This window comes from Nonomuraea sp. KM88, from assembly GCF_052245635.1.
Lineage (GTDB): Bacteria > Actinomycetota > Actinomycetes > Streptosporangiales > Streptosporangiaceae > Nonomuraea.
Window position 1 is genome coordinate 45,689 of the sequence record NZ_JBQQCC010000017.1, and the last position, 17,341, is coordinate 63,029.

General features: G+C 71.4%; 18 protein-coding genes. 8 read left to right on the forward strand and 10 right to left on the reverse strand.

Going from position 1 to position 17,341, the window contains the following annotated elements; all coding sequences use genetic code 11:
• The first annotated feature begins 144 nt into the window (after window positions 1–144).
• The 5 genes from iolC to ACTWPV_RS37945 all read left to right on the forward strand — a co-directional run bounded on the left by iolC (window position 145) and on the right by ACTWPV_RS37945 (window position 5,889).
• Window positions 145–1,140, forward strand: a complete 996-nt coding sequence (iolC, locus tag ACTWPV_RS37925) for a 5-dehydro-2-deoxygluconokinase (RefSeq protein WP_443155485.1) — start codon at window positions 145–147, stop codon at window positions 1,138–1,140.
• Entirely contained in the window at window positions 1,137–2,042 is a 906-nt protein-coding gene (locus ACTWPV_RS37930; RefSeq protein ID WP_443155486.1) for a Cgl0159 family (beta/alpha)8-fold protein, read from the forward strand. The genes iolC and ACTWPV_RS37930 overlap by 4 nt, the downstream gene beginning before the upstream one ends.
• Entirely contained in the window at window positions 2,039–2,920 is an 882-nt protein-coding gene (iolB, locus tag ACTWPV_RS37935; RefSeq protein ID WP_347649922.1) for a 5-deoxy-glucuronate isomerase, read from the forward strand. The genes ACTWPV_RS37930 and iolB overlap by 4 nt, the downstream gene beginning before the upstream one ends.
• 39 nt (window positions 2,921–2,959) lie before the next feature.
• Window positions 2,960–4,810, forward strand: coding sequence for a 3D-(3,5/4)-trihydroxycyclohexane-1,2-dione acylhydrolase (decyclizing) (gene iolD, locus ACTWPV_RS37940; RefSeq protein WP_443155487.1), 1,851 nt, complete (start codon window positions 2,960–2,962; stop codon window positions 4,808–4,810).
• A gap of 62 nt (window positions 4,811–4,872) precedes the next feature.
• Entirely contained in the window at window positions 4,873–5,889 is a 1,017-nt protein-coding gene (locus ACTWPV_RS37945; RefSeq protein ID WP_443155488.1) for an AI-2E family transporter, read from the forward strand.
• On the opposite strand, the gene ACTWPV_RS37950 is transcribed toward ACTWPV_RS37945, so the two are convergent.
• Complete coding sequence (locus ACTWPV_RS37950; RefSeq protein WP_347649925.1) at window positions 5,855–6,337, reverse strand: GNAT family N-acetyltransferase; 483 nt, start codon at window positions 6,335–6,337, stop codon at window positions 5,855–5,857. The two genes, ACTWPV_RS37945 and ACTWPV_RS37950, sit on opposite strands and share 35 nt — an antisense overlap.
• Window positions 6,338–6,378: 41 nt before the next feature.
• On the reverse strand, window positions 6,379–6,927 hold the full coding sequence (locus tag ACTWPV_RS37955) for a DivIVA domain-containing protein (RefSeq protein ID WP_443155489.1): 549 nt from the start codon (window positions 6,925–6,927) through the stop codon (window positions 6,379–6,381).
• A 112-nt stretch (window positions 6,928–7,039) separates the two neighbouring features.
• On the opposite strand from ACTWPV_RS37955, the gene ACTWPV_RS37960 reads away from it, so the two are divergent.
• A complete protein-coding gene (locus ACTWPV_RS37960; RefSeq protein WP_443155490.1) occupies window positions 7,040–7,861 on the forward strand; it encodes an ABC transporter ATP-binding protein in 822 nt (273 codons plus the stop codon).
• The gene (locus ACTWPV_RS37965) at window positions 7,858–8,529 is read left to right on the forward strand and encodes a hypothetical protein (RefSeq protein ID WP_443155491.1); all 672 of its coding nucleotides are present in this window, start codon (window positions 7,858–7,860) and stop codon (window positions 8,527–8,529) included. The genes ACTWPV_RS37960 and ACTWPV_RS37965 overlap by 4 nt, the downstream gene beginning before the upstream one ends.
• Window positions 8,530–8,574: 45 nt before the next feature.
• Here ACTWPV_RS37965 and rlmN read toward each other — a convergent pair whose 3' ends face one another.
• Entirely contained in the window at window positions 8,575–9,675 is a 1,101-nt protein-coding gene (gene rlmN, locus ACTWPV_RS37970) for a 23S rRNA (adenine(2503)-C(2))-methyltransferase RlmN (protein WP_443155492.1), read from the reverse strand.
• 119 nt (window positions 9,676–9,794) lie between these two features.
• Here rlmN and ACTWPV_RS37975 point away from each other — a divergent pair, with 119 nt between their 5' ends.
• Window positions 9,795–10,814, forward strand: coding sequence for a suppressor of fused domain protein (locus ACTWPV_RS37975; protein ID WP_443155493.1), 1,020 nt, complete (start codon window positions 9,795–9,797; stop codon window positions 10,812–10,814).
• Here ACTWPV_RS37975 and ACTWPV_RS37980 read toward each other — a convergent pair.
• From ACTWPV_RS37980 to ACTWPV_RS38010, 7 genes are all read right to left on the reverse strand, one after another.
• On the reverse strand, window positions 10,811–11,650 hold the full coding sequence (locus tag ACTWPV_RS37980; RefSeq protein ID WP_347649930.1) for a phosphatidate cytidylyltransferase: 840 nt from the start codon (window positions 11,648–11,650) through the stop codon (window positions 10,811–10,813). The genes ACTWPV_RS37975 and ACTWPV_RS37980 overlap by 4 nt on opposite strands.
• A gap of 117 nt (window positions 11,651–11,767) precedes the next feature.
• Window positions 11,768–12,325, reverse strand: a complete 558-nt coding sequence (frr, locus tag ACTWPV_RS37985; protein WP_347649931.1) for a ribosome recycling factor — start codon at window positions 12,323–12,325, stop codon at window positions 11,768–11,770.
• A gap of 43 nt (window positions 12,326–12,368) precedes the next feature.
• Window positions 12,369–13,067 (reverse strand): UMP kinase, encoded by a 699-nt coding sequence (gene pyrH / locus ACTWPV_RS37990; RefSeq protein WP_347649932.1) that lies wholly within the window; start codon window positions 13,065–13,067, stop codon window positions 12,369–12,371.
• Window positions 13,068–13,212: 145 nt separating this feature from the next.
• Window positions 13,213–14,046 carry a translation elongation factor Ts gene (gene tsf, locus ACTWPV_RS37995; protein ID WP_443155494.1) on the reverse strand — a complete coding sequence of 278 codons (834 nt, stop codon included), beginning with the start codon at window positions 14,044–14,046 and terminating at the stop codon, window positions 13,213–13,215.
• A 255-nt stretch (window positions 14,047–14,301) separates the two neighbouring features.
• Window positions 14,302–15,228, reverse strand: coding sequence for a 30S ribosomal protein S2 (gene rpsB / locus ACTWPV_RS38000; protein ID WP_443155495.1), 927 nt, complete (start codon window positions 15,226–15,228; stop codon window positions 14,302–14,304).
• A gap of 231 nt (window positions 15,229–15,459) precedes the next feature.
• Window positions 15,460–16,113 carry a response regulator transcription factor gene (locus tag ACTWPV_RS38005; RefSeq protein ID WP_347649935.1) on the reverse strand — a complete coding sequence of 218 codons (654 nt, stop codon included), beginning with the start codon at window positions 16,111–16,113 and terminating at the stop codon, window positions 15,460–15,462.
• A complete protein-coding gene (locus ACTWPV_RS38010) occupies window positions 16,077–17,225 on the reverse strand; it encodes a sensor histidine kinase (protein ID WP_347649973.1) in 1,149 nt (382 codons plus the stop codon). The genes ACTWPV_RS38005 and ACTWPV_RS38010 overlap by 37 nt, the downstream gene beginning before the upstream one ends.
• Window positions 17,226–17,341 lie beyond the last annotated feature (116 nt).

Here is a 17,341-nt window from a genome sequence, read left to right on the forward strand (position 1 = left end):
TCCGGAGGTGCCCGTACGCTGTGCGTTTGCCCGAAGGAGAGGGTCAGCCGCGAGGATGGGCACATCAGGCAACATAGCGGACATCCGAATGTCATGACAATATGCCATAGTGTCGAGAGAAGCCTCACCCTGGAGGTGCGTCAGGTGCAGACCCCGCTCCCCGCGACAGGCCGCCCGCCCGGGCCCGCCGTGCACGACCTGATCACGATCGGCCGCTGCGGCGTCGACGTCTACCCGCTGCAGACCGGCGTCGGGCTGGCCGACGTCGAGACCTTCGGCAAGTTCCTCGGCGGCAGCCCGACGAACGTCGCCGTGGCCGCGGCGCGCCACGGGCTGCGCTCAGCCGTGATCACCGCCGTGGGAGCCGATCCCTTCGGGGACTTCGTCCGGCGGGCGATCCGCGGCTTCGGCGTCGACGACGCCTACGTGAGCACCATCGAAGGCCCGCCCACACCCGTCACGTTCTGCGAGATCTTCCCTCCCGACCACTTCCCGATCTACTTCTACCGCGGCGAGCATCCGCCCGACCTGCGCATCTCCCCCGACCTCCTCGACCTCGACGCCATCGCGGCCACCAGCCTGTTCTGGTTCTCGCTGACCGGCCTGAGCAAGGAGCCCAGCGCCGCGGCCCACGCCGCCGCCCTGTCGGCGCGCACCACCGGCTGGACGGTGTTCGACCTCGACTACCGGCCCAGCCTGTGGCCGTCGCGGGAGGCGGCGTACGAGGCGGCGAGCCGGGCGCTGCCGCACACGAACGTCGCGGTCGGCAACCTCGACGAGGTGGAGACCGCGGTCGGCGTGCGCGACCCGGAGGGCGCGGCGCAGGCGCTGCTGGACGCCGGGGTGAAGGTCGCCATCGTGAAGATGGGCCCGGAAGGGGTTTTCGCCCGCACCGCCGAGGAGAGCGTCTTGGTGGAGCCCGTGGAGGTGAAGGTGGTCAACGGCATCGGAGCCGGCGACGCGTTCGGCGGCGCCCTCTGCCTCGGCCTGCTGCGCGGCTGGCCGCTGAAGCACACGATCCGCTTCGCCAACGCCGCAGGCGCCTTCGTGGCCGCCCGCCTGGCCTGCGCCGACGCCATGCCGGCGACGGCGGACGTGGAGGACCTGCTGAACGGCACCGAGAACGGGGATCGCTCTTGAGCGACATCACGCTGCCCAGGGCCGCCGGATACGCGCGGCTCACCCACATCCGCGCCACCAAGCCGGAGGAGATCGCCGAGGCGGCGGCCCGGCGGCAGCGACGCGGCATGCCCCGCGAGGGCGAGCGGCTGCTCATCATCGCCGCCGACCACCCCGCCAGGGGGGCGCTGGCCGTACGCGACCGCCCGCTGGCCATGGCCAGCCGCGCCGACCTGCTCGGCCGCCTCCAGACCGCGCTGGCCAGGCCGGGTGTCGACGGCATCCTGGCCGCCCCCGACGTGCTGGAGGACCTGCTCCTGCTGGGGGCGCTGGAGGGCAAGCTGGCCTTCGGCTCCATGAACAGGGGCGGCCTGCAGGGCTCGGTGTTCGAGCTGGACGACCGCTTCACCGGCTTCGACGCCGCGTCGATCGACACGATGCGCCTCGACGGCGGCAAGATGCTCTGCCGCATCGACCCAGGCGACCACGCGACCGTGACGACGCTGGAGTCGTGCGCCCGCGCGGTCAGCGACCTGGCCCGCAGGCGCCTGGTCGCCATGGTGGAGCCGTTCTGGTCTCTGCGCGCGGAGACGGGCGCGGTCCGCAACGACCTGTCGCCCGACGCCGTGATCCGCGCGATCAGCGTCGCCCAGGCGCTCGGCGTGACCTCGGCCTACACCTGGCTCAAGATCCCCGCGGTGGCGGAGATGGAGCGGGTGATGGCGGCCACCACGCTGCCCGCCCTGCTGCTCGGCGGCGACCCACCGGACATCGACGCCGCCTACGCCGACTGGGACCGCGCGCTCGGACTGCCGGGCGTCCGGGGACTCGTCGTCGGGCGCGCTCTGCTCTACCCTCCGGACGACGACGTAGCAACCGCCGTGGACGGCGCCGCCGCCCTGGTTCGAGAGGCCCGCGCATGACATACCTTCCGTACGGCAAGTCCGCCAACGGCCCCTGGGCGGTGGAGATAACCCCGTCCCTGGCCGGATGGACCTATTCGGGCCTGCGCGTCGCGAACCTGGCCGACGCCACGGTCTCGTTCGACACGGGCGAGGAGGAGATGCTCGTGCTCCCCCTGTCGGGCTCGTGCACGGTCGCCCTCACCCCATCCGCCTCCCCGCCGCCCGGCACGCACGGGCCCGATGCGGTGACGTACGAGCTGGCCGGGCGCTCCTCCGTGTTCGACGGACCGTCCGACTTCGTCTACCTTCCGATCGGCGCCCACGTGACGCTCAGGGGTGACGGGCGCATCGCGCTGCCCTCGGCCCGCGCCACTCGCGCACTGGAGCCCCGCCACGTGCCCGCCGCCGACGTCTCCGTGGAGATCAGGGGCGCGGGCCAGGCCAGCCGCCAGGTGAACAACTTCTGCTCCCCCGACGCCTTCGACTGCGACAAGCTCGTGGCGGTCGAAGTGCTCACCCCCGGCGGGAACTGGTCGTCCTACCCGCCGCACAAGCACGACACCCCCAACCCGGGCGAGGCCGTGCTGGAGGAGATCTACTACTTCGAGGTCGCCGGCCGGGGTCTGGGCTACCAGCGCGTCTACTCCTCAGAACGCGGCCAGATCGACACCCTGGCCGAGGTCTCGTCCGGCGACGTCGTGCTGGTCCCGTACGGCTACCACGGGCCCTCCATGGCCGCGCCCGGCTACGACCTCTACTATCTGAACGTCCTGGCAGGCCCGGCGGAGCAGCGCTCGATGGCGTTCTGCGACGACCCCGGCCACGCTTGGATCCGCGCGTCGTGGGACTCCCAGCCCATCGACCCGAGACTCCCGTTCGGGAGGGCACATGACTGAGCTTGTCGAGGTCTCCTTGAGGCCGGCGGAGGAGGTCCCATGACGACCCGGCTGACCGTGGCGCAGGCCGTGGTGCGGTTCCTGGCGCAGCAGTGGAGCGAGCGCGACGGCGTGGAGCGGCGGTTCTTCGGCGGCTGCGCCGGCATCTTCGGCCACGGCAACGTCGCCGGCCTCGGCCAGGCGCTGGCCACCTCCGCCGGCGACCTGCCCTACCACCTGACCCGCAACGAGCAGGCAATGGTGCACACCGCCGCCGCCTACGCCCGCGCCGGCAACCGGCTGACGACCCTGGCCTGCACCACCTCGATCGGCCCCGGCGCGACCAACATGGTCACCGGCGCGGCCGGCGCGACGATCAACCGGCTGCCCGTGCTGCTGCTGCCCGGCGACATCTTCTCCACCCGCGTGGCGAGCCCCGTGCTGCAGGAGCTGGAGGACACCCGCTCCTACGACATCTCGGTCAACGACTGCTTCAAGCCGGTCTCCCGCTTCTGGGACCGGATCAACCGCCCTGAGCAGCTCCCGTCCGCGCTGCTGGCCGCCATGCGGGTGCTCACCGACCCCGCCGAGACCGGCGCGGTGACGCTGGCGCTGCCGCAGGACGTTCAGGCGGAGGCGTTCGACTGGCCGGACGAGCTGTTCGCCCGCCGCGTGTGGCACATTCCCCGGCCGCGCCCTGAGCGCGCCGCCCTGGCCAGGGCCGCCGAGCTGATCACCTCGGCCGAGCGCCCGCTGATCGTCGCGGGCGGCGGCGCGATCTACAGCGAGGCCACGGACGAGCTGCGCGCCTTCGCCGAGGCGCACGGCATCCCGGTCGCCGAGACCCAGGCGGGCAAGGGCACGCTCCCCCACGGCCATCCCCTCGCGATGGGCGCCGTCGGCGCCACGGGCACCACGGCCGCCAACGCGCTGGCCCGCGAGGCCGACGTGATCATCGGCGTGGGCACCCGCTACAGCGACTTCACCACCGCCTCCCGGACGATCTTCGCCTCCAGCGCGCGGTTCGTGAACGTCAACATCACCGGCTTCGACGCCGCCAAGCTGTCCGGCCTGCAACTGGTCGCCGACGCCCGCGAGGGGCTGGCCGACCTGGGCCAGGCGTGCGCGGGATGGAGCACACCACCCGCCTACCGCGCCCGAGCCGCCGAGCTCACCCGTGCCTGGGACGCCGCCGTCGACGAGGCGTACGCGCTGGAGGGCTCGCCGCTGCCGCAGTCGGCGGTCATCGGCGCGGTCAACGCGGCGGCCGGCGACGACGGCGTGGTCGTGTGCGCGGCCGGATCCATGCCCGGCGACCTGCACAAACTCTGGCGGCCCAGCGGCCCGGGCAGCTACCACGTCGAGTACGGCTACTCCTGCATGGGCTACGAGATCGCGGGCGGCCTGGGCGTCAAGATGGCGGCGCCGGAGCGCGAGGTGTTCGTGCTGGTGGGCGACGGCTCCTACCTCATGATGGCCCAGGAGCTCGTCACGGCCGTCTCCGAGGGCATCAAGCTGATCGTCGTCCTGGTCGACAACTCCGGTTTCGCCTCCATCGGCCGCCTGTCCGAGAGCGTCGGCGCCGAGCGGCTCGGCACCTCCTACGCCCGTCGCGACGGCGACCCGCTCCCCGTCGACCTGGCCGCCAACGCGGCCAGCCTCGGCGCCTCGGTCCTGCGCCCCGAGTCGGTCGCCGACCTGCGCAAGGCGCTCGACGCGGCCCGGTCGGCGACGGAGACCACCGTGATCCACGTACGCACCGACCGGCTGGCGGACGACGCACCATCGTCGGAAGCCTGGTGGGACGTGCCCGTGGCGCAGGTGGCGACGACGAGCGCCACCTACGCCGCGCGCGAGGCGTACGAGTCCGGCAAGCGCTCCCAGCGCCCGCACCTCGCCCCGCCGGCCTGACCTGGGTTGCCCCCGATCTTCCGAGGGAAGGCCTCTGACCAGGCACGATCGGGAGGTGGGGCATGGGACCGTGGCGGTTGCTCGGGTGGCTCGCGGTCGCGGCGGTGGCCCTGTTCTGCCTGTACCACGTGCGTACGGTGGCCATCTCCATCGTCATCGGCGTGTTCCTGACCGCGTTGCTGCTGCCGCCGGCCCGCTGGCTCAGGTCACGAGGGCTCAACAGGGCGGCGGCCACCGCGGTCACGTTCGTCGGCGGGCTGGTGCTGGCGGGTACGCTGATCGCGCTGCTGGTGCCGCCCACCGTCGCCAGCGTGTCGGAGCTGCGCACCAGCGTCGACCAGGTGCTGCGCGACGTGCACCGGCTGGTCGCCGCCGTCGGGCTCGACGATCAGCGGCTCCTCACCCAGGCCAGGGACTACCTGTCGGGGCAGGGCGGGCAGATCACCACGGGGGCGCTGGCCGGGGTCAGGACGGTCGGCGAGGTCGTCGTCGGAACCGTGCTGGCCGCCATCCTGTCGGTCTACTTCGTGCACGGCGGCGACCGGCTCTTCCGCTGGCTCGTGGACCTCGCGCCCGCCTCCGCCAGGACCCGCCTGACCAGGACCGGCGACCTGATCTTCGCCGTGATCGGCCGCTACATCCGCGGGGTGGCGATCGTGGGCGCGTTCGACGGGTTCTTCATCGGGCTCGCGCTGTGGATCCTCGGGGTGCCGCTCGCGCTGCCGCTGGCGGTGCTGACGTTCGTGGGGGCGTTCCTCCCGGTGGTGGGGGCGTTCATGGCAGGGCTGCTGGCCGCGGTGGTGGCGCTCGTGGCCAAGGGCTGGCTGGTGGCGCTGATCGTGGTCGCGGTGACCGTAGCCGTGCAGCAGTTGGAGGGGCACGTGCTCGCGCCGCAGATCTACGGCAAGGCCCTCGACCTGCCCGGCGCGGTCATCCTGGTCGCCATCACGGTGGGCAGCGTGATCGCGGGCATCACCGGCGCGTTCCTGGCCGCTCCCGTGACCTCCGTGATCGTCGCCCTGGTGCAGAGCAGGAGGAAGGCGGTCAGAGAGCCAGCTCCAGCTCCAGGTAGTGCCTGATCGGGATGCCGTCGGACTCCGCGGGGATGGCGGGTTTGAGCTCGCGCGCCTCGTCCGCCGCGTTACGGTGCAGGGCGACGAGGTCGAAGCCGTAACGCTGGTAGAAACGCAGGGCACGCGTGTTGTCGTTCGTGGTGATCAGCGTGAGCCGCTCCATCCCGCGTGCGGACGCGAGGGCGCGTACGGCGTCGAGCAGGGCCCGGCCGGCCCCCTGCCCGGGCAGCACGGCGTCGACCGTGACGATCTCGACGAACCCGTCACGATCGAGGTAGGTGAGCACGCCCGCCACCTCGCCGCCGCTCTCCGCGACGAAGCCGGGCAGCTCGACCGCGTCCACCAGCTCTCCGCGACCCAGCGCGATCACGGTGGTGCCGCCCCAGCTCTCGCTGAGCACGCGGGCCACTGCCTCGGTGTCGTCAGGGCCGACGGGCCGCACCGATACCGCCATGGACCTCATTATGAGTCATGAGGCACCTGCCTGGAGAGCGCCTAGTTACGCTGGTCGAGGACTTCGGCGATGTCGGCCAGGAAGGAGTCGACGTCCGCGATCAGATAGCCGGACCGGAACATCACGGTGGAGAACGTGGCCTCCCGCACCTCCTTCGCCGTGAGCGGAAAGTCGGTGGTGCCGCGCAGAGTGGCCACGATCCGGTCGAGGAAGGCGTCGATCTCGTCCTCGTTGTAGCCGGCGCCCATGCGTCCGGGACGGAAGGCCACCCGCTCGACGCGGGCGGCCTGGGTCTCGAACCATTCCTCCCGCAACATCTCGCCGGTGGGCTCGGCCATGGCCAGGCGTACGGGCCGCTTGGCCTGCGTCTCCAGGGCCACCACGAACGCTTCGAGCGCGAAGTCGACGGCGGTCTCCTGGTAGCCGCCGCGTTTGGTGCGGAACGTCGCACCGCGCACCTCGTCGGCGGTGACGGGCTCCATGGTGTGCGAGCCCCTGCCGAGGGTCGACTCGATCCGCCCGATCAGGGCGTCGACTTCGGCGGGGTCATAGCCTGAACGCATGCCCATGACCCGCGGAAAGCGGTTCAAGCCTTACTCCTCTTGAGATGGCGCCGGGACCTCTATTTTGACATTTCCAGCGTGTTCACTGATGCGGTCTTTTATCACGACGATGCGCCCCCGCCTATACCGTTACAGCACCATGCGTCTCTCCCACGTGTCCTTCCGCTACCGGCGGCGCGATCCGCTGATCATCGAAGACGCCGGCGCCGAGCTCTCCCCCGGCGACGTGATCGAGCTGACCGGGGTGAACGGAGCCGGCAAGTCGACCCTGCTCCGCCTCCTCGCGGGCCTGGCCAGGCCGAGCGCGGGCACGATCACCGGCCGCCCGGCGGTCGTCGGCTTCGCCCCCGACCGTTTCCCCGCGGGCCAGCCTTTCACGGTGACGCACTACCTGCGGCACATGTCACGGGTGCGCGGCGGCGCCCGCTGGGAGCCGTGGGCGGAGCGCCTGGCCATGGGCCACCTGCTCGGTCTCCCGCTGGGCGAGCTGTCGAAGGGCAGCGCGCACAAGGTGGGGCTGGTCCAGGCGCTGATGGCCGAGCCGGGGCTGCTGCTCCTCGACGAGCCGTTCGCCGGGCTCGACGCCGGCACGCGCGCGGCGCTGCCCGCGATCGCGGCCGAGGTGGCCGCCGGGGGCGGCATCGTCGTCGCCAGCGACCACCAGGGCGGCCTGCGAGCCCTGCCCGGGGTTCGCCACTGGTCGATGGTCGCCGGCCGGCTGAAGGAAGGCACGCCGGACACCCCCGCGCCGGAAGCCCAGCCCGCCGCAACCGGGGTCGCCACCACCGCGCGGGATTCCCCGCCCGCCGCGGCCGCGCTGCGCTCGCGCCCCCCGGGCGGGCCGTCCGAGCGCCGGCACGCGACCGTGGCCGTGACGCTGCCGGCCGCCGACGTCCAGCGGTTCGTGGCCAGGATGCGCGGCGAGGGTTACCAGGCCCGCGAGATCGAGGAGAGCCGATGATCGCCCTGGCCGCCTTCCGCCTGGCCGCCTACGTCCGGTCCCACCGCGTCTACCAGGCGCTCCTGCTCGCCCTGGCCCTGCTGGCGATCCTCTACGGCAGCCGCGCCCCGAAGGGCGAGGAGACGTCCGTGCTCACCGACGGCGCCGTGCTGATCGTCGCGGTGCTGGCGTGGGCGGCGAGGAGCCTGCTCGACACCGAGCCTGACCGGCAGCGCGAGATGTCGGCCATCCAGGCGGGCGGCCGGGGCAGGGAGGTGGCCGCGGGACTCATCGCGGCCTTCGCGGCATGTGCCGGGCTCGCCGCGATCGCCTTGGCCTGGGCCCTGCTGCTCGGCGTGAGCGCCACCCCGCCGCCCGCCGTGCTGGCCGCCGTGATCGCGCTGTATGCCCTGGCCGCGCTGGCCGGAACGGCGCTGGGTGCGCTCACCAGCCGGGCGATCGTGCGCTCTCCCGCCGTCTCGATCACGGCGCTGCTGCTCGGCTTCCTGGCGACGCTGCTGGTCAGCACCTCGCCCCTCTACTGGCTGACCGTGCCGCTGATCCCCTGGATGCGGGCCGCGAACGCCGGCGACCTGCTCGGCCGCTTCCCCGAGCTGGCCGCCCTCTCCCTGGTCTGGTGCCTGATCGCCCTGGCCGGCTACGCCTGGCGCCGCCTCAGGACGAGCTAGGCACCGCCGGCGTGTTCCTGCCGGCGCCCCTGGACGTGCCCGCACTCACTCGGCGGCGGCGAGCTGCCCGCACGCGCCGTCGATCTCGCGCCCGCGGGTGTCGCGGACCGTCACGGGCACGCCGTGGAACTGCAGCCGTCGTACGAAGGCCCGCTCGTCCTCAGGCCGCGACGCCGTCCACTTGGAGCCCGGCGTGGGGTTGAGCGGGATCAGGTTGACGTGCACCAGTTTGTTCTTCACCAGCTTGCCGATCAGGTCGGCCCGCCACTCCTGGTCGTTGATGTCCTTGATCAGGGCGTATTCGATCGAGACCCGCCGCTTGGTCCTCGCCGCGTACGCCCACGCCGCGTCGAGGACCTCGGCCACCTTCCACCGCGTGTTGATCGGCACGAGGGTGTCGCGCAGCTCGTCGTCGGGCGCGTGCAGCGACAACGCCAGCGTGACCGGCAGCCCCTCGTCGGCGAGCTTGCCGATGGCGGGCACCAGCCCCACCGTGGAGACGGTGACGCCGCGCGCGGAGATGCCGAGGCCGTGCGGCGCGGGCTCCACCAGCCGCCGCACCGCGCCGATCACCTGCTTATAGTTGGCCAGCGGCTCGCCCATGCCCATGAACACGACGTTGCTCACCCGGCCGGGGCCGCCCGGCACCTCGCCGGCGGCCAGCGCCCGAGCGCCGGAGACCACCTGCTCGACGATCTCCGCGGTGGACATGTTGCGGGTCAGGCCCGCCTGGCCGGTGGCGCAGAACGGGCAGTTCATGCCGCAGCCGGCCTGCGACGACACGCACATCGTCACCCGGTCGGGATAACGCATCAGCACCGACTCGACCAGCGCGCCGTCGAACAGCCGCCACAACGTCTTACAGGTCGTGCCGCCATCGGTGGCCATCTCCCTGACCGGCGTGAGCAGCTCGGGCAGCAGCGCGGACAGCTTCTCGCGGGACGCGACCGGCAGATCGGTCATCGAGCCGACGTCGGTGGTCAGGCGCTCGAAGTAGTGGCGCGAGAGCTGGTCGGCACGGAACGCCTTCTCGCCCAGCTCGGTGACCGCGGCCCGCCGATCGGCCATCGACAGGTCGGCCAGGTGCCGTGCGGGCTTGGCTCGCCGGGGCGCGACGAAGGTGAGCTGGCCTGGGGGCTGGGACACGTTGCCGCCTTTGCTTGAGGGGTTGTCGGCCAGGGTAATGAACGTTGGGATAGGAGGTGGCATTCCTGGTGTTGGTTGGGCTCGCGTCGCGGTTGCCGCCCGATCTACAGTCATCTCGTATGGCGATTTTCCGGGCGGCAGCTGGCGAGAGCGGCGCCGAGGTCGTCCTCGCCGCGGGCAATCCGTACGGCAGCCGGACGCTCGTGGTCGAGCGTGATGAGGACTCCTCGGTAGCTTACCTGTGCTCGCCCGACGGCACGGTGCACGGCGCCGTGTGGCTGGCCAACCACCGCCCCGCCCCGCCCGTGGTCGACCTGGCCAGGATCAACGCCGGCCTGCCGCCGCTGATGCCGAGGGCCGGCACACTGCACCCCGAGGGCCGCCGTCCGCTCGGGCAGCTCAGCGCGCTGTGGTTCGAGGAGGGCGACGGCGTGGCCCTCTACGAGGACGACGACCTGCTGGCGGTCATCCCCGGCTGGGCCGACATGAACCGGGGCATGCCCGGCTACGCGCGCGACGCGGTGGGCGAGTCGCCGTTCGCGTGGGCGCTGTCGGAGGCGCTCGAAGGTTTGCGCCCGCGCATCTCCAACGCCGAGTCCTACTGGCGCTGGCGGCACGGCGAGGGTTCGTGGCCGTCGTTCCAGCAGTTCGTGATGGGCCATCTGGACCGCGCGCTCGGCCTGGCGGGCCGGTACTGGGACGCCGGCGGCGAGCGGCTGCCGACCGTGGGCATCACCGAGCGGCCACCGCACCGCGATCGCGACTACACCGTGTTGTCGACGGTCGGGATGAGCTGCCAGCGCATGCCCACGGTGGAGCAGTGGATCGACGAGCCGGGCGCGTACGCCAGGATCGAGCTGGCCGTGGCCACCCGGGAGGACCCGAAGGACGCGGCGCTGCTGCTGGTGTGGTTGTCGCAATATCCGTGGCATTCGGTCACGTGGCTCGGCCACGGGCACACGGCGAAGTGGTATCACGAGCCTGCGACGTTCCCGCTGGGGCCGCAGTATTCGGGGGTGCTGATGATGCACAGCCCACCCCACATGCCTGACATGTCGGGGTTCGCGTTCGGGGGCGAGGCCGTACGGTGGCTCTGGCTGACCCCCGTCACGGCGCAGGCGCTGGAGACACACCGCTAGAAGAACAGCGTCATCAGCAGCCAGGCCGGCACCAGCACCGTCACCAGCGAGTCGAGCCGGTCCATCAGACCGCCGTGGCCGGGCAGGATCGTGCCCAGGTCCTTGATGCCGAGATCCCGCTTGATCATCGACTCGATCAGATCGCCCGCGGTCGCCAGCACCGCCGCGAGCCCGCCGATCAGCGCCCCCTGCCAGAGCTCGCCGCCGAGCAACCACGTCACCAGCCAGCCACCGACCGCCACGCACGCGACGAGCGACCCGGCGAAGCCCTCCCAGGTCTTCTTCGGGCTGATGACCGTCATCTGGTGACGGCCGAACAACACCCCGGCGACGTAGCCGCCGATGTCGCTGGCGATGGTCACCGCGATGAAGATCAGCACGCGGTGGTCGCCGTCGTCCGGCTTGAGCAGCAGCGGCACGAACGCGGCAAGCAGGCAGGGGTAGAAGAGCGTGAACACCGACGCGGACGCGTCACGTACGTAGCCGTCGGTGCCGTCACCGAACATCCGCCAGATCAGCAGGACGAGCGCGAACCCGGCGAACGCGGCCAGTAACCAGACCGAACCGCCCCAGTAGGCCGCCACCTGCATGGCCACCAGCCCGGCGAGCACGGGCGCGACCGGCACCTTGATGTCACGGGTGGCGAACGCCCTGATCAGCTCCACCGTGCCGACGCCGACGGCGCCCGCGACCACCACGAGGAACAGCTCTTTGACCGTGTAGAGGGTGCCGAGGACCAGCGCGCCCAGCACGACGCCCACCGCGATCGCGGCAGGCAGGTTTCTGCCGGTACGGCTGCCGCCGCTCGAGCTGGTGCCAGCCGTACTTTTTTCCACAATGTTCTCCAAAGCCGCGGCCCCCGCCGTCCGGGCGAGGGCCGCAGAGTGCATGCCCGCTGCCTTCGCCCCATGGGCAGGGGCCCACCGGAGGCGGCCCGCCGCCGGGCGCCCCGCTCAGACTTCGAGCAGTTCGGCTTCCTTGACCTTGAGCAGCTCGTCGATCTTCGCGACGTGCTTCTGGGTGATGTCGTCGAGCTCCTTCTCGGCCCGCCTGACCTCGTCCTCGCCCGCCTCGCCATCCTTCATCATCTTGTCGAGGACCTCCTTGGCGGACCGGCGGATGTTGCGCACCGACACCTTGGCGTGCTCGCCCTTGTTCCTGGCGACCTTGATGTATTCCTTGCGGCGCTCCTCGGACAGCTCCGGGAAGGTCACGCGGATCACCTGGCCGTCGTCGGTCGGGTTGACGCCGAGGTCGGAGTCGCGGATGGCCCTCTCGATCGCGGACATGGAGCTCTTGTCGTAGGGCTGGATGAGCACCATGCGCGCCTCGGGCACGTGGAACGACGCCAGCTGCTGGATCGGCGTCGGCGTGCCGTAATATTCGGCGTTGATCTTGTTGAACATCGAAGGGGTGACCCGGCCCGTACGGATGCTCGCGAAGTCCTCCTTCGCGACAGACACGGCCTTGTCCATTTTGTCCTCGGCTTCGAGGAGGGTTTCGTCGATCACAGCGGCTCCCTGTCTTCTAGCTGGCGGTGTCGGGCTCGCTCGCTCATTTGCCTGCGGGACTGACCAGCGTGCCGATCTTCTCACCGCGGACGGCGCGCAGGATGTTGCCCTCGCCCATGAGGTCGAAGACCACGATCGGCAGATCGTTGTCCTTGCACAGGCTGATCGCGGTGGCGTCCATGACCGCGAGGTCGCGGAGCAGCACCTCGCCGTAGTCAAGGTGGTCGAATCTGACCGCATCCGGATTCTTGCGGGGGTCGGAATCGTAGATCCCGTCCACCTGTGTGCCCTTGAGCAGCGCCTCGGCGCCGATCTCGAGCGCCCGCTGGGACGCCGCGGTGTCGGTGGAGAAGAAGGGCGACCCGAGCCCGGCGCCGAAGATGACCACGCGGCCCTTCTCGAGATGCCTGATCGCGCGGCGTGGCAGGAACGGCTCGGCCACCTGCTGCATGGTGATGGCCGTCTGCACGCGTGTCTCCACGCCCCGCCGTTCGAGGAAGTCCTGCAGGGCCAGGCAGTTGATGACCGTGCCGAGCATGCCCATGTAGTCGGCTCTGGCCCGGTCGATGCCTCCTTGCGAGAGGGTGGCGCCGCGGAACATGTTGCCGCCGCCGACCACGACCGCGACCTGCACACCCTCCTGGACCGCCTCGGTGATCGAGTCAGCCAGGTGGTCGACGATCACCGGGTCGATGCCCAGCGGCTCGCTGCCGGCGAACGCCTCGCCCGACAGTTTCAGCATCACCCGTTTCCACCGCAGCGGGTTCGGCGGGTGTGGAGACGAGGAAGCCGCCGTCCGTGGGGATTCGTGGGCTGGCTCCCGGTGTTCCTGCACGGCGGCGGCCTCCTTCGTTCGGCGGTTCGTTGAGCTGGCGGCTTGCCTAAGCCTAAGCCTGACCGACCTTGAAACGGACAAAGCCGAGGACCTCGACGCCGTTCTCCTCGGCGTACTTGCCCACGCTCTTCTTGCCGTCCTTGACGAAGGTCTGCTGGAGGAGGGTGAAGTCTTTGTACCAGCCGTTGACGCGACCCTCGACGATCTTGCCGATCGCGGCCTCGGGCTTGCCCTCCTCGCGGGTCATCTCCTCGAAGAGCTTGCGCTCCTTCTCGACGACCTCGGCGGGTACGGAGGCCGCCTTGAGGTATTGCGGGGCCATCGCCGCGGCGTGCTGCGCGACGTCCTTGGCGACCTCGGCGTTGGGCTTGTCGAGCTGGACCAGCACGCCGACCGCGGGCGGCAGCGCCGGGTCGGTGCGGTGCATGTAGGCGCCGACGTAGCCGCCCTCCAGAACCGCGAACCGGCGGATCTCGATCTTCTCGCCGAGCGCGGCGTTGGCGGTGTCGAGGTGGTCCTTGACGGTCTTGCCGTCGAACGAGGACTCCAGCAGCGCCGGCACGTCGGCGGGCCTGGTCTCGAGGATGTGCGCCACGACCTGGGCAGCCAGCTCCTGGAAGCGCTCGCCCTTCGCCACGAAGTCGGTCTCGCAGTTGAGCTCCAGGAGCGCGGCGGCGGAGTCGCCGTCCTGCTTGAGCGCGACGAGGCCGTTGGAGGCGGTGCGCGCCTCGCGCTTGCCCACGTCCTTGGCGCCCTTCAGGCGCAGCAGCTCGATGGCGCGGTCGAAGTCGCCACCGGACTCCTCGAGCGCCTTCTTGCAGTCCATCATGCCGGCAGCGGTGATCTCGCGAAGCCGCTTGACGTCGGCCATGTTCACGGAAGCCATTGCTCTTATTCCTTGTGAAATTTCGTCGTCGTGGATCGGGCGGGCGCCGTGATCGGCGGCCCACCCCAGGGTCGGCACGGCGGGCGCGTGCCGTACAGGAACTCTGCCTCGGTCGGGGGCGCGCACCGGCCCGGCCCTACTGCTGCCTCGCCCGGTATGCTGCCCAGCCTCGCCGCGGCCTATCACCTGTGCGGGCCCGGCTTCGCCAGGCCGGGACGCGCCCCCGTCGGCGGGGACGCGTCCCTCGATCAGCCGTCAGGCCTGCTGCTCGGGCTTGTCCTCGGCGGGAGCCTCGGCCGCGGGAGCGGTCTCGGCGGGAGCCTCGGCCGCAGCGGCCGGCTCGGCGGGAGCGGCCTCAACCGGGGCCTCCGGAGCGGCGGAGTCGGCCTCGCCCGCCGGACGCTCGCCGGTGCCCTGCTCGATGAGCTCGCGCTCCCACTCGGCCAGCGGCTCGGCGGCGGCCGGCTTCTCGTCACCGCGGGCGGCGCCGGAGCGGGCCATCAGACCGGCGGCGACACCGTCGGCGACGACCCTGGTCAGCAGCCCGACGGCGCGGATGGCGTCGTCGTTGCCCGGGATCGGGTAGTCGACCTCGTCGGGGTCGCAGTTGGTGTCGAGGATCGCGACGACAGGGATGCCGAGCTTCTTGGCCTCGCTGATCGCGATGTGCTCCTTCTTGGTGTCGACGACCCACACCGCGCTGGGCACGCGGCCCATGTCACGGATGCCGCCGAGCGTGCGCTCGAGCTTGTCCTTCTCGCGCCGGCGCATGAGGAGCTCCTTCTTGGTGAGCCCCGAGGCGGCGACGTTGTCGAAGTCGAGCTCCTCGAGCTCCTTCAGGCGCTGCAGCCTCTTGTGCACGGTGGAGAAGTTGGTGAGCATGCCGCCCAGCCAGCGCTGGTTGACGTAGGGCATGCCGACCCGGGCCGCCTGCTCGGAGATGGCCTCCTGAGCCTGCTTCTTCGTGCCGATGAACAGGATCGTGCCGCCGTGGGCGACGGTCTCCTTCACGAAGTCGTAGGCGCGGTCGATGTAGGACAGCGACTTCTGCAGGTCGATGATGTAGATGCCGTTGCGCTCGGTGAAGATGAAGCGCTTCATCTTCGGGTTCCAGCGCCGGGTCTGGTGACCGAAGTGAACGCCGCTCTCGAGCAGCTGTCGCATGGTGACGACGGGGGCCATGTGCTGGTCCTCCAGGTCTGGGCGCCCTGCGGATGGGCGCGATTCTCGGTTGTGACGCGACAGCGCGTGTCTGCCGCCCTGATGCCCCGAAACCGCTCCAGCCGGGCGCCTGGCCCGGACCGACGGCGCGGTCCGCAATGAGGCATGCGAAGTCGGCCTGTGCCACAGGCCACCGGAAAGTCTACCTCCCACGCCGCCTCAGGCTGACCGCATGTGGTCAAACGACGCGGGTCAGCCCGGTTCCGCCCTCAGGTAGGCCAGTACCGCCATGACCCGGCGGTTGTGATCGTCGCTCGGCGGCAGGCCGAGCTTGGCGAAGATGTTGTTGGTGTGCTTGGCGATGGCCTTGTCCGTGACGAGCAGGCGGGCGGCGATCGCGGCGTTCGACAGGCCCTCGGCCATGAGTGCGAGCACCTCGCGCTCCCTGGGGGTCAGGCGGCCCAGCGGCTCGTCGCGCTTCCTGCGGGCGAGCAGCTGGCCGATCACCTCGGAGTCCATCGCCGTGCCTCCGGCCGCCACGCTGCGCACCGCCTCGACGAACTGGTCGACGTCGCCGATCCGGTCCTTCAGCAGGTAGCCGACCGCACCCGCCTGGTCGGACAGCAGCTCACGGGCGTAGAGCTGCTCGACGTACTGCGACAGGATCAGCACCGGCAGCCCCGGCCGTCGCCTGCGGGCCTCCAGCGCGACGCGCAGCCCTTCGTCGGTCAGGGTCGGCGGCAGCCGTACGTCGACCACGGCGACGTCGGGCCGGTGGCGGGTCAGCGCGCTGAGCAGCATCGGCCCGTTGCCGACCGCCTCGACCACCTCGAACCCGGACGCCGACAGCAGGCGGACGAGCCCGTCCCTCAGGAGGGCGAGATCTTCTGCGATGACAACGCGCACGGTATCTCCACGATGAATTCGCTCGGCCCGCCGGCCGGGCTGCGGACGTCGAGCGTCCCGTCGAACGCCGACAACCGGCGCCTGATGCCGTCGATGCCGGTGCCGCCCGCGTCGGCGCCGCCCTTCCCGTCGTCGCCCACCACCAGCCGCAAAACGCCTTCCGAGTGGCACAGCCGCACCCACGCGCGGCGGGCGCCGCTGTGCTTGGCCGCGTTCGTCAGGGCCTCGGCGGCGGCGAAGTAGACCGCGGACTCGACGGGCGCCTCCGGCCGGGCGGGCAGGTCGATGTCGACGTCCACCGTGAGGGGGACGTGCAGCGCGGCGGCCTCAAGCGCCCCGGCCAGACCCCGGTCGGCCAGCACGGGAGGGTGGATGCCGTTGACCAGGTCGCGCAGGTCGGTCAGGGCCTGCCCGGCCGACTCCCACGCCTCCTCCACCAGCTCGCGAACCTGACCCGGATCGCTGGCCCGCCTGGCCAGGCCGAGGTTCATGCGCACCGAGACCAGCCTGGCCTGCGCGCCGTCGTGCAGGTCGCGTTCGATCCTGCGCAGCTCGGCCGCCTGCGCGCTCACCGCCGCGGCCCTCGACTCGGTCAGCTGCCTGATCCGGTCCGTGTCACCGGGACGCAGCAGCAGCTCCGCCAGCCGCGCCTGTGCCTTGTGCAGGAGTGGTACGGCGGCCACCGCGACGGCGACGATGGCGACGAGCGCCAGAGACAGGGCGACCGTGAGCTGGCTGCTCGGCCGCACCGTCTGCAGCCTCCAGAGGACGGCGTCGGCCGACAGCACCCCGCCCACGAGGAGCACGCCGCCCGGGCCGGTCACGGCCTGCACCGTCAGCCAGGCCGTCTCGCGGGCGTGAGCGCCCTCCCGCGCGTGGGCGCTCTCCGGCGCCGCCGGCTCGTGGCCGAGCGCGCGGGCCGCCCAGGCCAGCTGGAACGTCGCCAGCCCGTGGACCATCGACCGCACCCGGGCCAGCGGGCGCACGCCGAGCCCGCCGATCGGGACCAGCGCCGCGCACCCGGCGAGCAGCAGGAGGAGCGCCCATGCCGCCACGCCGGCGGCGGCGTTCAGCAGCAGGCCGCCCACGGGCTCGGCCATGCGGCGCATCATGCTCACCCGAGCAGTCTGCCCGCTCCGCACGACCGGCGCGGTAGACCTGACCCCACCATCAGGGTGGCGAAATTCCACCGGCACAGGGGACGCACGGCGATGGAGGCGGTGGCCCC

What these genes read in the sequence shown, in the direction of transcription:
- ACTWPV_RS37975 (WP_443155493.1), top strand. Translation starts at nt 9,795, where the DNA reads ATGGCGATTTTCCGGGCGGCAGCTGGCGAGAGCGGCGCCGAGGTCGTC.
- ACTWPV_RS38010 (WP_347649973.1), bottom strand. Translation starts at nt 17,225, where the DNA reads ATGATGCGCCGCATGGCCGAGCCCGTGGGCGGCCTGCTGCTGAACGCC.
- iolD (WP_443155487.1), top strand. Translation starts at nt 2,960, where the DNA reads ATGACGACCCGGCTGACCGTGGCGCAGGCCGTGGTGCGGTTCCTGGCG.
- ACTWPV_RS37945 (WP_443155488.1), top strand. Translation starts at nt 4,873, where the DNA reads ATGGGACCGTGGCGGTTGCTCGGGTGGCTCGCGGTCGCGGCGGTGGCC.
- ACTWPV_RS37960 (WP_443155490.1), top strand. Translation starts at nt 7,040, where the DNA reads ATGCGTCTCTCCCACGTGTCCTTCCGCTACCGGCGGCGCGATCCGCTG.
- rpsB (WP_443155495.1), bottom strand. Translation starts at nt 15,228, where the DNA reads ATGGCCCCCGTCGTCACCATGCGACAGCTGCTCGAGAGCGGCGTTCAC.
- tsf (WP_443155494.1), bottom strand. Translation starts at nt 14,046, where the DNA reads ATGGCTTCCGTGAACATGGCCGACGTCAAGCGGCTTCGCGAGATCACC.
- ACTWPV_RS37950 (WP_347649925.1), bottom strand. Translation starts at nt 6,337, where the DNA reads ATGGCGGTATCGGTGCGGCCCGTCGGCCCTGACGACACCGAGGCAGTG.
- pyrH (WP_347649932.1), bottom strand. Translation starts at nt 13,067, where the DNA reads ATGCTGAAACTGTCGGGCGAGGCGTTCGCCGGCAGCGAGCCGCTGGGC.
- ACTWPV_RS37965 (WP_443155491.1), top strand. Translation starts at nt 7,858, where the DNA reads ATGATCGCCCTGGCCGCCTTCCGCCTGGCCGCCTACGTCCGGTCCCAC.
- iolB (WP_347649922.1), top strand. Translation starts at nt 2,039, where the DNA reads ATGACATACCTTCCGTACGGCAAGTCCGCCAACGGCCCCTGGGCGGTG.